Source organism: Pseudoxanthomonas sp. 68-E7 (assembly GCF_057773145.1).
Map to the genome: position 1 here is coordinate 288,266 of NZ_JBYMTI010000001.1, position 12,259 is coordinate 300,524.

The window sequence follows — 12,259 nt, forward strand, 5'->3', positions numbered from 1 at the left end:
GTTCCGGGTTCGTGCGGGGGAGCGCCGGAGTGTAACCGCGGCCCGCGGGCCCCTCATGACGGCGCGCAGCATCCGCGAGACAGGTCGGTCACGGCCGGGGGGTGCCCGATGTTGCATGATTGTGCATGTTTATGCACAATCAGCGCGAATCCGCACAGGCCATCCCCCATGCCCCTCCCGGACACCGCGCCTCCGTCGGCGCCCGTCATCGACGCCGTCGTCTTCGATCTGGGCGGCGTGCTCGTCGACTGGAATCCACGCTACCTGTATCGCCAACTGTTCGGCGACGACGTCGCCGGCATGGAATGGTTCCTGGCCGAGGTGTGCAGCCCGGCCTGGAACGCGGCGCAGGATGCCGGCCGCAGCTGGGACGAGGCGGTGGACGAGGCGATCGCGCGACATCCGGACCAGGCGGCGCGCATCCGCGCCTACCGCGACCGCTGGATCGAAACCCTGGGCGAGGCGCTGGCGCCGACCGTGCAACTGCTGGACGAACTGCGCGATGGCGATTGCCGGCTGTACGCGCTGACCAACTGGTCGGGCGAGACCTTCCCCCACGCACTGGAACGCTATCCGTTCCTGGGCTGGTTCGACGGCATCGTGGTGTCCGGCCAAGAGCGCCTGGCCAAGCCGGATCCCGCCATCTTCCACCTGCTGATGGAACGGCACGACCTGCGCGCCGAGCGCACGGTGTTCATCGACGACATGGCGTACAACGTCGAGGCCGCGGCACGGCTGGGCATGCGGGCGATCCATTTCCGCGATGCGGCGCAGCTGCGCCGGGACCTGGCGCGCCTGGGCGTGGCGCCGCTGGCGACGGCGCCGACGCCATGAGCACGATCCCCAGCATCGACCTGCTGCCGGAAGAACGCCAGCAGCGCATCCTCCAGCGCCTGCATGCGCAGGGGCGGGTGCTGGCGGCGGAACTGGCGCAGGAATTCGCGGTGTCGGAAGACTCGATCCGCCGCGATCTGCGCGAACTGGCCGCGCGCGGCCTGTGCCGGCGCATCTACGGCGGCGCGCTGCTGCACGCGCCGGAGGTGAAGCCGCTGCTGCAACGCCAGGGACAGGACTCCGAGCGCAAGCAGCTGCTGGCGCGGACCGCGCTGGGCCTGCTGCGCAAGGGCCAGACGATCATCCTGGATGCCGGTTCCACCAACAGCGCCCTCGCCGATGCCCTGCCGCGGAATTTCGAGCTGACCGTGGTCACCAATGCACCGGACATCGCTTTCCGGCTGATGGAGCGCGCGGACGTCGAGGTGCTGGTCATCGGCGGACGCATCGAGCACCGGATCGGCGCGGCCATCGGCGCGCAGGCGGTGCAGGAACTGCGACGGGTGCGCGCCGACCTGTGTTTCCCCGGCACCTGCGCGGTCGACATCGACAGCGGCCTGTGGGGCAATGACGCCGAGGAATCGCTGTTCAAGCGCGCGATGATCGAATGCAGCGGCGAGACCGCGGTGGTGGTGATGAACGAGAAGTTCGGCGCCGACGCGCGCTTCCAGTTCGCCTCCCCGCACCAGATTGATCACCTGATCGTCGAACACGATGCGCGGGAAAGCCTGTGCAACGCCTTCGAACAGCAGGAAATCGCCGTGCATCGCGCCGACCGGCGCTGATCGTCCTTCCCCCGTTTCCACCCAGGAGCATTGCCCCCGATGGCTTCCATCGCCACCGCCGCGCCCATTTCCCGCGCCGAATTCCGTGCCACCCGGTTGCTGTTCTTCGCCGCCGGCTGCGCGGTGGCGGTGTGGGCGGCGCTGGTGCCGTTCGCCAAGGCGCGCACCGGCTTGAATGAAGCCTCGCTGGGCGCGCTGCTGCTGTGCCTGGGCATGGGTTCGCTTATTGCGATGCCGCTGGCCGGTGCCTGGACCACGCGGCAGGGCTGCCGGATCGTGCTGGTCGCCTGCACGATCGTATCGAGCCTGATGTTGCCGCTGCTGGCGTGGGTGCCTTCGGTGATCGCGCTGGGCGCGGTGCTGTTCGTGTTCGGCGCAGCGATTGGCGCGGCCGACTGCGCCTTCAACGTGCAGGCGGTGATCGTGGAGGAAGCGGCGGGGCGCCCGATGATGTCGGGTTTCCACGGCTTCTTCAGCCTGGGCGGCATCGTCGGCGCGGCCGGTGCGGCCGGCATGATGTCGCTGGGCATGGCGCCGCTGGCGATGACGGTGATCTGGACGGCCTTCATCCTGCTGCTGCTGGCCTTCAACTGGCGCGGCCTGTTGCCGTATGGCAGTCCGCACGAGGGGCCGTTGTTCGCCGTTCCGCACGGATTCGTGCTGCTGCTGGGGGTGCTGGGTTTCGTTGTGTTCCTCACCGAGGGCGCGATGCTGGACTGGAGCGCGGTGTTCCTGACCGAGCAGCGCGGCATGGCCTCGGCGCAGGCCGGATTCGGCTATGCCTGCTTCGCCCTGGCGATGACAGCAGGCCGCTTCGCCGGTGACGCCATCGTCGCCCGTCTCGGCCCCTCGCGGGTGGTCTGGCAGGGTGGCCTGCTGGCCGCGGCGGGCATCACCCTGTCGGCGCTGCTGCCCGAATGGCAGTGGTCACTGCTGGGCTACACCCTGGTTGGCCTGGGATGTTCGAACATCGTGCCGGTGCTGTTCACCGCCGCCGGCCGGCAGAAGGTCATGCCGCAGGCGCTGGCGGTGCCGGCGATGACCACGATCGCCTACGCAGGCGTGCTGACCGGCCCGGCCGGCATCGGCTTCATCGCCCACCACAGCAGCTTGCCGACCGCGTTCCTGTTGCTGGCCGCGATGATGGTCGGCGTGGCGATGTGCGGGCGCGCGGTGCGGACCTGATCCGCACGGCGGCCTCGCCTCAACGCGACAACGGTACTAACGCAGCAGCGGCACGTCGATATGGCTGCTGCCCGCCCAGCGGATCTCCAGCGGCTTGCCCGCATCGGCCACGGTTTCGTCACTGACTTCCTTGCCGCTGCCGAGGTTGATCTGCATGTCGCGCTGCTTGTTGACGCCCAGCACCACCACCAGCCGGCTGCCCGGCTGCAACTGGCGGCTGGTCAGGCGCTCGCTGCGGAACGCGATGGATTGCGGCTTGCCGGGCGCCAGCAGTTCACGCCGGCTGCGGTCGCGCGCATGGCTGGCACGGCCCAGGTGCCATGACAGCAGCAAATAGCGGCCATCCGGCAATTGCTCGTACAACGCCAGGTTGAGGTCGAAGTCGCGCTTGTTGGTGATGAAATCCAACCGGCCGGAGAACAGGCCGGACAGTTCCGCCGGCGCGGTCAGCGGCGCACCGCGGAATACCAGCGCGGCATGCGGATCCAGCGCATCCAGCATCGACAGGGTGGGCGGATTCCAGTCGACATCACTGCGATCGGCCAGATCCAGGGTCAGCAGTGTGCTCTCCCCGCGCTTGCCCGCGGGGTGTTCCAAGAGCAGGCCCTCGGCGCCCGTCGCGGCGGGCCGCAGGTACAGGCGCTGGCGCTGGTTGGCCATGGCGTCGAGGGACGCGGCGTGTTTCCACGCGTTGGCACCCATCACCTGGTAGTTGACCCGATCCTTCAGCAGGGGCGGACGCGGCGCGGCGCGCAGGACGTGATCGAACCACTGGAAGCGCAGCGCGGGCAGATCGATCAGGGCGACCGGATCCACTTCGTAGCCTTCCTGGACGCGCGCCGCGCCGGCCTGCATCGAGAAATGGTTGTAAGGCCCGATCAGCAGGGTGTGATCGGCTTTCGGGTTGTTCCGGATATGCTCGTCGAAGTAGTGCTGAACGCCCACGCGCGCGCCGTCGAAATAACCGGTGACCGCCAGCACCGGGATGTCGATGCCGGCGAATTCATCGCCCTGTGGCGTCATCGCCTGCCAATAGGCGTCGTAGGCCGGGTGCTCCATCCAGCGCGAGAACCAGGGATTCGGATGGCCGTCGATGGCGGGCAGGTCGCGGTAGGCGCGGCCACTGCCGTACCAGGCGGCATCCAGGCGCCGCCAGCGTTGCTCGTCGCCGTAACTGTCGCCATCCAGGGTCGCGTTGCCGGCGGTCCACAAGGGCCACGGATACAGGAAATTGAGGAAGACGTTGCCCTGCATCGGAATATCGATGCCCGGCGCGGTCGAGGCCGAGGTCAGCATCGCCTTCAGCGCCGGCGGGCGATGCTTGGCGGCAGCCCACTGGGTGAAGCTGTTGTAGCTGTTGCCGTACATGCCGACGCGGCCATCGCACCAGGGCTGCCGGCTGATCCAGTCGATGGCGGCGGCGGCATCCTCGCCGTCGTGTTCGTAGGGCACCGGCGTGCCCGGCGCCCCGGCCTTGCCGCGGGTGTAGGCGAACACGCCGACATAGCCGTGCGCGGCGGCGGCCTTGGCGTCGGAAAGGCTCCAGTCGTCGTTGACGTAGATGGTGAACGCCAGCAGCGCCGGTTGCGGCGCGGTCATCTTCCGCGGTCGAACCACCAGTCCGCGAAGACTCGTGCCGTCCGCGCCGGGAATGACGACGTCGCGTTCGATGAGGTAGCGGTTGGCCTCGTCTTCGGCCAGCAGGTCGGGTAGAACCGGCAGCAATGACGCATAGACCGCGTGGAACTGGTACAGCCGGATCAGTTCGAGCGCGTCGGCTTGTTCGATGGCGACCTTGCCGTGCTGTTTCTGCAGCGCGGCATCGAGATCGCGGCGCGCGCGCGGCAGATCCGCGCCCATCACCGGTAGGGTACGGGCCGCCTGCCGATCGTCCAACCGCGCGAACGCGCGACGGAACGCGGCTGCGGGATTGGCCTCGCCGCGCACATGCGCATCGGCATCGATTTCATATTGGATGAACAGCACCTCGGCCTGTTCCGGCGCGGTGGCCCTGCGCACTTCACGCAGCGCGGCGATGCTGGCCAACGCGGCCTTCGGTTGCCCGGCCACCCGCTGCAGGCGCACCCGGTTGATGAGTTCGCGTTCGCGATCGGGGTCCTGGTAAGCGGCCAGCAGTTTGCGGGCAAGCACCGGTACCTGCCGTTCCAGCGCGGCGTTGGAATCCAGCGGCTTGTCCGGCCATGCGAGGGTCTGTGCGTGGACACCGAGGGGAATCAGCAGCCATGCGACGACCAGCCATCCCGCCGTCGCCAGCCTCCCTGCCCAATCCTGCTTCCCTTCCTCCCGGTTCCGCGTCCGCATGCGCCATTCCCGTGTTCTCCGGCCGACGGCCGGAAGGTCGGCGGATGATGCCGGAAGCCACGGCGGCCCGCATCTGCCGCAGGGGGTAATCCGGCTTACCGGCGAGTCGGCGCGCGTACGCCCAGCACCAGCAACCACAGGCAGGTGCCGATTTCGCCCAGCGTGGCGGGCAGGGTGATATAGCCCGCGGCGGCGGTCTCGGCGAAGCCGGGCATCAGCAGGTGCGCGAACACGTCGATGACATAACCCAGGCAGCCCAGCATCAGCAGGATGCCCAGCACCCGCGGCAGCAGGCGCGAGGTGAACACCAGCCAGCCGAACGGCAGCAGCCACAGTCCCCAGAACAGCTTGGACACCAGGATGCCGTTGGCATAGCCCTTGAGCGCCAGCATCACCTGCGCGTTCAACACCTCGGGGGTGAACGCGCGCAGGTAGTCGGCATTGTCCAGCAGGCTCAGCACGTCAAGCTTGTGCAGCAGGTTGAAGAACGACAGCGGCACGCTCGCCACGGCCAGCGCCACCATCAGCGTGGCGGCGGTCCTGCCATGCGGCGCGAGCAGGCGGTACAGCGCCAGCGGCAGCAGCAGGAAGGCGACATAGCAGACCAGCCCGGCGGCGATGCCGAGCCGGAACAATCCCTCGTTCGCGGTGATCTTCGCCACGGTCGCCGCGGCGTCGCCGGCCACCTGCGTCTGCGAAGGAACGTAGGCGATGCTGAAGATGCCGGCCAGCACCACGATCAGGTACAGCAGCCCGGCGATGCGGGCGGTGGTGCGCGGATGCGGCAGGACGAGGGTGGATTCCATGTTCACGGTGGCTTCCCGGAGGATGTCAGGGCGCGTGGCGTGGCCATCTCAGGGCCAGCACGACGATGGTCAGCGACAGCAGGATCTCGATGACGCCCAGCAACTGGTAGAAGCGCCAGGCGCCGGGCATGGTCAGCATCATGATCGCGGCGTAGACCAGTCCCAGCAGCACGTTCACCCAGCGGCTGAGGACGGGCTTCATCGCCAGCGACAGGAACACCATCAGCGCAGGTATCGCCATCATGATCGCGGTGCCGATCAGCACACCCTCGGTGACCGCGCCCAGCGGCCCCATCCTGCCGTCGGTCATGTTCTGCAGCTTGCCCGGCACATACAACCCGAAATAGTCGCCATAGACGTAGCACAGCATCAGGCTGGTCCACAGCGCGGCCAGCTTGATTTTCACCGGGATCTTCGCGTCCTCCAGCGGAGGCGCGATCTGTTTCGACGATGCCATGGATTCCCCTTGCCGGAAGATGCCGCGTGACGAACAGGAGTCGCGAGAAACGGAAGCGTCATGACCGGCCCCGCCATCGAAAGGGCGGATCGGTGGAAGAGCCGACAACGGGCAGGCCAGGCGTCTCTCCTCGCGCGTCCACGCCCGTTGTGGCCGGGGCGACGTTAGCACGCGGGCGGGGACGGTCCATATGCCGGAAGGAACAGCGACCTTCGTCGGGGCGGCCGGGCGTCAGCGCCCGTAGGTGCGCCAATGCAGCATGTGGCGACCGTCGCGGCGCATTCCGACGAACTCGAACCCGGTGCGTGCGGCCGGACAGGTGAAGAAAGTGTACTGCGAGGCCAGAACGGCTTGCCGCGGCCACCAGCGGCGTTCGAACGGGCCGGGCAGGGTTTCGGCGTAGTGGGTGGAGAGGCAGCCCTCGGGCAACGCCACCTTCACGTCGGGGGGAAGCTCGAACGCCAGCGCGCTCGTATTGTCGTCCACGTCATGCACTTCCTTGAGCGCGATGGCGCCTTCGGGCACCCAACCGGGAATCCAGCCGCGCTCTACCATCCCGGCTTCGCGCGCGGCGGCAAGCGTGTCGAATGACGTGTCGAGGGTGTCCGAGGCCAGGCAACCGGCCAGCAGCAGCGTGCTGGCCATCGGGGTCAGCCAGCGGAGAAACGGGACTTGCCATCGTGCGTGCCGGGCGGACTGAACGTTGCGGGCATTGTCACGCACCGGATCGCCCGGGGAAGGGAAATGACTAGTCGGCAAAGCTGCGGTGATACCAGGTCGTACCGGGTGCCTCATCGGCGGGTTCCAGTGCATGGCCACCACCCTCCGCCTCGATGAACAATCGATCCGTTGGAGATCCCGGATCAATCGGGCAGGAAAGGGCATCGTCCTGTTCGCTCCGGCACCGCCGCTGGATGAGCGCGGCCAATCGGATGACGGCCTGGGTGGCTGGCAGATCGAGTCGATAGGACTCTCCATGGGACATCCCGGAGACGTACTGGCCGACTTCCAGCACCGGCACGCCGCCCAGGGTGGCGGCGCCTGGCGCGAGACGGGCGGTGATCCGGATGGCAACAAGCTGCGGGTCTTCGTTGCCGATGCATTCCGCCTCCAACGACTGCACGAGCTCATGCCAGGGTTCGTGCAGGGCGGCACGCGGGCTCGCCACCAGATCATCGTTGCCGCATCCGGGCGTGGCGCCCGATGCAACGTCCGCGGGGCGGGCCAGCATGGGGAATGGAAGATCGTCCAGAGCGACGGGCGGGTGCGGGGGAGATGCGCAGGCCGATGGCGACAGGAATGCGGACAGCGGTGCCGTCAGGAGCATGGCGAAGAGGCGCGGCGTGATCATGCCGCCATGCTGCGGGTTCCGCCCGCGGATGGGTATCGGATTCGTCCCAATCAGGGCGACGTATGAGCGATCTGCGCGACGCGCGCCCATGCGCTCGCGCGTCGCGACCTGGGTATTCCGCTCAAGTCGAAATGGATTCCAGCATGCGCTGGAATGACGGGGAGGGGACTGGGGAAATTGTCGGTGGGACGGGAACCCGTCGTCCCAGCGAAGGCTGGGACCCAAATGGCCGTTTGCGTGGTGTATCCGGGAGAAGCCCAATGGATTCCAGCGTGCGCTGGAATGACGGGAGGGGAATGGGGAAGTTGTCGGTGGGACGGGAACCCGTCGTCCCAGCGAAGGCTGGGACCCAAGTGGTCGTTTGCGTGGTGTATCCGGGAGAAGCCCATTGGATTCCAGCGTGCGCTGGAATGACGGGAGGGGAATGGGGAAGTTGTCGGTGGGACGGGAACCCGTCGTCCCAGCGAAGGCTGGGACCCAAGTGGTCGTTTGCGTGGTGTATCGGGGAAGAAGCCCAATGGATTCCAGCATGCGCTGGAATGACGGCAATCGAACCTTCGGCGACGAAGAACGATGTGGGCGATGGAGCCGAGGAGGACGGCGGGATCAGAACGCCAGCGTCGCCACCAGCGGCACCGGATCGTCCCAGCGTTCGCGCGCGCCCAGGAACGCCAGTTCCACCAGCACCGCCGCGCCGATCACCTGCGCGCCCTGCCGGCGCGCCAGCGCCACCGCCGCGCGCAAGGTGCCGCCGGTGGCGAGGACGTCGTCGATGACCAGCACGCGTGCGCCTGGCGGCAGGGCGTCGGCGTGGATTTCCAGGCGATCGCTGCCGTATTCCAGCGCGTAGTCCAGGGTCAGCGTGCGTGCCGGCAGCTTGCCCGGCTTGCGCACCGGCACGAAGCCCACGTCCAGTTCGCGCGCCAGCGCCGCACCGAGGATGAAGCCGCGTGATTCGATGCCGATTACCGCGTCCAGCGCGACACCCCGCCAGGGTTCGGCCAGTTCGGCCATCGCGTCGGCGAAGCCGTCGGCATTGGCCAGCACCGGCGTGATGTCCTTGAACACGATGCCGGGCTTGGGGAAATCGGGGACATCGCGGATCAGTTCGGACCAGTGGGACATCGGCGGACTCGTCGGGCGGGGACCGCGATGCTAGCGCGTCGAGGCGCGCAAAAGAAAACCGCCGGACGGACCAGCGGTTTTCCACGGAGAAGCAGCGGTGATCAGAAGTCGTAGCGGACCTGCAACTGCGCCAGATCCACGTCGGCGTCCTCGATCTCGAAGCGGCTGTACTCGCCGCGCAGCGCCACCTTGTCGGTGAAGCGGTACTGCAGGCCCACGCCGTAGGTGGCGTCGGTGCCGCTGTCGTCGCGGGTGCGGGTCACTTCCGGCAGGGCGCGATCCAGATCCCAGCGCTGCACGCCGGCCTTGGCATAGCCGGAGAACCTGTCGGTGAAGGGCACGGTGGCGACCGCGGTCAGCGACACGCTGCTGGCCTCCAGCGGGCGGCCCAGGTGGCCGCGCGGTTCGAGCTTGCCGAGATCCGAATAGCCGGCTTCCAGGCCGAACCAGCCGTTGAACTGGTAACCGCCGAACACCGAGAACGCGGTGTCCTCGTCGTCGTAGCGCTGCTCGTCCACGCTGGACTGGCCGGCGCCGACGCCGGCATAGAAGCCCTTGGGCTCGGCGGCCTGCGCGCCGAAGGCGATACCGCCCAGCAGCACGGCGGAGAGGAGGGCACCGGACAGCTTGTTGTTGTTCTTCATGGGGGAACTCCTGCATGCATCGCGCGGGAGAGGGAGCTGCGATGCGTGGGCGACGGGTCCTGGCGGAATGCTTGGGCAGCCGTCGTGCGAAGCAGAGATAGGTACGCGAACGCGGGAACAAACGGCCGCGCGGGCGATGCAGTTTCCCGCCGATGGAACGAGGGATTGGTGTGCCAGCACTGGACTTTTCCAATGGTTTTCGCGCAACGCGCGCCCGGGCTATCCGAGTGCGCTCCGCTCGCGGGCGCAGCACGCGATTCGGGATGGACTCTCCCGCCGGGACGGACTAATCACCCGAATCGGACTTGTCTAAGCTGCGCGCTTCCCTGTCCCGAGCCACCGCCATGAGCGAGCCGCTGTCGATGTACCAGGCCTCCGTGCCCGTCCTGATCCGCGCCCTGCGCAACTTCAAGCACATCCTCGCCAAGGGCCACGCGCATGCGCTGGCGCAGGGCTACGACCCGGCGGTACTGCTGCAGTCGCGGTTGTATCCGGACATGCTGCCACTGATGCGCCAGGTGCAGATCGCCACCGATACCGCCAAGTTCGCCCCGGCGCGCCTGGCCGGCGTGGATTCACCGCGTTTCGAGGACAACGAAACCACCTTCGAGGAATTGCAGGCGCGGCTGGACCGCGCGCTGGAATTCCTCGGCGGCTTCAGCGCGGCGCAGATCGACGGCAGCGAGGGCAAGGACGTGGTGCTGCCGCGCCGCACTGGCGACCAGCACTTCAGCGGTCGCGACTACCTGCTGGGTTTCGTGCTGCCCAACCTGCTGTTCCATGTCGGCATCGCCTACGCCATCCTGCGCCACAACGGCGTGCCGCTGGGCAAGATGGACTACCTCGTCGGCGAAGGCTGACGCTTCCGGCGACCGGGAGGCGCCGCCACCGGCGCTTCGCCGGTGATCCGTGCCTGCCGTGTTCGGCTGAGGGTGGCCAGGGCCGCGCGGTACGACCAGCGGATCAGCGACTGCAGTTCCTCGTCCGGCACGGTGCGCACGTCCACCACGGTCACCCAGCGGTAGCGGCCCAGCCAGCGCGCCGGCTTGAAACCGGGTTGGTCGGTCAGTTCGAGGAAGCGTTCCGGCGCCACCTTGAAGCTGAAGCGCCAGCGCTCCGGATCGCTGGTCTTGAAGTGGGCGAAGCGCTTGCCGCCGACGAAGTACGCCAGCAGGTTGGCCGGTTCGCCCCACTCGGTGGCGGTCACGCCGGGGAGGGTGGCGCAGAAGTCGCGGGTCTGGGTGGCGTCCATGGCTGCGGTTCGGGGGACAAGCTGGCATGATGCCACCGGGGCCCCTCGAGTCGTCGTCATGATGCGTCGTCATCCCGTGGTGTTGTTCCTGCTGTTGACGTTCGTTTTCTGCCTTCCCTTCTACCTGTTGCTCAACCTGTCCTTCGCCAACGCGGAAGGGCGGCGCCTGTACGTCACCGGCCTGATGTGGGGGCCGGCGCTGGCGGCACTGCTCACCTGCCTGCTGGCGCGGATACCGCTGGCCACCCTGGGCTGGCGCTGGCCCGGCGGACGCGCCGCCTGGCTCAGCTACCTGCTGCCCATCGGCTATGGCCTGTTTGCCTACGGGATCATCTGGATCACCGGCATGGGCAAGTTCTCCACCGAGATCTACCTGCCCTACGCGCGGCGGGTGATCGGCCTGCCGGAAGCGCCGGACGGCGCGATCATCGCGATGATGCTGGCGTTGCAGCTGAGCATGAGCTTCGTCCTCAACGCCGTGATGGCACTGGGCGAGGAGATCGGCTGGCGCGGTTTCCTGGGCCCGCGTCTGGTGCGCCGGTTCGGCTTCGGTGCCGGCGTGCTGTTCACCGGATTGATCTGGGCGGTGTGGCATTACCCGGTGCTGTTCTGGTTGAACTTCCCCGGCGATCCGCCCAAGCCTTTCGCGATGGCGTGCTTCACGATCATGGTGACCGGCCTGAGCTACGTGTACGCCTGGTTGCGCGAAACCACCGGCAGCGTCTGGACCGCCGTGTTCCTGCATGGCAGCCACAATGCGGTGATCAGCCTGGTGTTCACCCTGCTGACGGTCGAGACCGGACCCATCACCGTGTACGCGGTCGACGAATTCGGTTTCATGCTGGCGATCACCAGCGTGCTGATGGCCCTGTGGTGCTGGCGGCACCGTGCGCGCCAGGCGGCCATGCAGGTGGCGTCGGCGGACGCGCCCTCCTGAGCGACACGGCAGGTGATGCGGACCTGCGACATTTCGTCGCACGGTTGCCGGATCAGCCACTTGCGGGGCGCGCAGTGCGCGCATCATGCCGCGCCGGCGACTAGAATCGCGTCGTGATCCGGCATCCCGCCCTTTTCCGTTCCCTGGCCCGGCTGGCGCTCTGCGCCATCCTGTTGCTGGCGCTCGCGCCGGCGGTGAGCCGGGTGCTCGGCGCCGGCGCGTCCGGGAGGATGGCCGGCTGGATAGAACTGTGCACGACGAGCGGCCTGACGTGGGTGGACGCGGCCGGCATCGCCGGTGACGACGCGCCCATGTCCACGCCTGCCGGCGCGGACGGAGACTGCGCCTATTGCCCGCTGGCGACCGCATTGCCGTGGGTATCGCTGGCACTCGCGTTGCTGTTGCCGTTGCTGCCCCGGCCCTGGATTCGCCCCCACTGGCGCGAACCGATCCTGCGCGCATCGATCCGGCCGCGCGGACTAGGCGGGCAGGGGCCGCCGCCGATCTTCTGAACCACGAGAACCGAGTTGTTCCCGCGGCCGCAGGGCCGCGCCCGTGTTT

The 12,259-nt window shown here is 67.9% G+C and carries 14 protein-coding genes; 6 read left to right on the top strand and 8 right to left on the bottom strand.

The window, feature by feature from the left end; all coding sequences use genetic code 11:
* Positions 1-168 precede the first annotated feature (168 nt).
* The 3 genes from AC3DE2_RS01390 to AC3DE2_RS01400 are packed head-to-tail and all read left to right on the top strand — an operon-like array spanning position 169 to position 2,804.
* The gene (locus AC3DE2_RS01390) at positions 169-834 is read left to right on the top strand and encodes an HAD family hydrolase (RefSeq protein WP_488424745.1); all 666 of its coding nucleotides are present in this window, start codon (positions 169-171) and stop codon (positions 832-834) included.
* Positions 831-1,619, top strand: a complete 789-nt coding sequence (locus AC3DE2_RS01395; protein ID WP_295376417.1) for a DeoR/GlpR family DNA-binding transcription regulator — start codon at positions 831-833, stop codon at positions 1,617-1,619. The genes AC3DE2_RS01390 and AC3DE2_RS01395 overlap by 4 nt, the downstream gene beginning before the upstream one ends.
* A 39-nt stretch (positions 1,620-1,658) precedes the next feature.
* On the top strand, positions 1,659-2,804 hold the full coding sequence (locus AC3DE2_RS01400) for an MFS transporter (RefSeq protein ID WP_488424747.1): 1,146 nt from the start codon (positions 1,659-1,661) through the stop codon (positions 2,802-2,804).
* A 36-nt stretch (positions 2,805-2,840) separates the two neighbouring features.
* Here AC3DE2_RS01400 and AC3DE2_RS01405 read toward each other — a convergent pair whose 3' ends face one another.
* The 7 genes from AC3DE2_RS01405 to AC3DE2_RS01435 form a co-directional block, all read right to left on the bottom strand.
* Entirely contained in the window at positions 2,841-5,126 is a 2,286-nt protein-coding gene (locus tag AC3DE2_RS01405) for a CocE/NonD family hydrolase (RefSeq protein WP_488424749.1), read from the bottom strand.
* 95 nt (positions 5,127-5,221) lie between these two features.
* The gene (locus AC3DE2_RS01410) at positions 5,222-5,932 is read right to left on the bottom strand and encodes a DUF4386 domain-containing protein (protein WP_295376423.1); all 711 of its coding nucleotides are present in this window, start codon (positions 5,930-5,932) and stop codon (positions 5,222-5,224) included.
* Positions 5,933-5,957: 25 nt separating this feature from the next.
* Positions 5,958-6,389 carry a DUF6326 family protein gene (locus tag AC3DE2_RS01415; protein WP_295376424.1) on the bottom strand — a complete coding sequence of 144 codons (432 nt, stop codon included), beginning with the start codon at positions 6,387-6,389 and terminating at the stop codon, positions 5,958-5,960.
* Between the two features lie 231 nt (positions 6,390-6,620).
* A complete protein-coding gene (locus AC3DE2_RS01420; protein ID WP_488424750.1) occupies positions 6,621-7,034 on the bottom strand; it encodes a YbbD-related protein in 414 nt (137 codons plus the stop codon).
* A 103-nt stretch (positions 7,035-7,137) separates the two neighbouring features.
* On the bottom strand, positions 7,138-7,740 hold the full coding sequence (locus AC3DE2_RS01425; RefSeq protein WP_488424752.1) for a hypothetical protein: 603 nt from the start codon (positions 7,738-7,740) through the stop codon (positions 7,138-7,140).
* Positions 7,741-8,346: 606 nt separating this feature from the next.
* The gene (locus tag AC3DE2_RS01430) at positions 8,347-8,865 is read right to left on the bottom strand and encodes an adenine phosphoribosyltransferase (protein ID WP_488424753.1); all 519 of its coding nucleotides are present in this window, start codon (positions 8,863-8,865) and stop codon (positions 8,347-8,349) included.
* A gap of 101 nt (positions 8,866-8,966) precedes the next feature.
* Complete coding sequence (locus AC3DE2_RS01435; protein WP_488424755.1) at positions 8,967-9,509, bottom strand: porin; 543 nt, start codon at positions 9,507-9,509, stop codon at positions 8,967-8,969.
* 344 nt (positions 9,510-9,853) lie between these two features.
* Between AC3DE2_RS01435 and AC3DE2_RS01440 the strand changes: the two genes are divergently transcribed.
* On the top strand, positions 9,854-10,369 hold the full coding sequence (locus AC3DE2_RS01440) for a DUF1993 domain-containing protein (protein ID WP_488424757.1): 516 nt from the start codon (positions 9,854-9,856) through the stop codon (positions 10,367-10,369).
* On the opposite strand, the gene AC3DE2_RS01445 is transcribed toward AC3DE2_RS01440, so the two are convergent.
* Positions 10,348-10,761, bottom strand: a complete 414-nt coding sequence (locus tag AC3DE2_RS01445) for an MmcQ/YjbR family DNA-binding protein (protein WP_295376436.1) — start codon at positions 10,759-10,761, stop codon at positions 10,348-10,350. The two genes, AC3DE2_RS01440 and AC3DE2_RS01445, sit on opposite strands and share 22 nt — an antisense overlap.
* 61 nt (positions 10,762-10,822) lie before the next feature.
* Between AC3DE2_RS01445 and AC3DE2_RS01450 the strand changes: the two genes are divergently transcribed.
* Complete coding sequence (locus tag AC3DE2_RS01450; protein WP_295376440.1) at positions 10,823-11,698, top strand: CPBP family intramembrane glutamic endopeptidase; 876 nt, start codon at positions 10,823-10,825, stop codon at positions 11,696-11,698.
* A gap of 113 nt (positions 11,699-11,811) precedes the next feature.
* A complete protein-coding gene (locus tag AC3DE2_RS01455) occupies positions 11,812-12,210 on the top strand; it encodes a DUF2946 family protein (protein ID WP_295376442.1) in 399 nt (132 codons plus the stop codon).
* Positions 12,211-12,259: the final 49 nt, after the last annotated feature.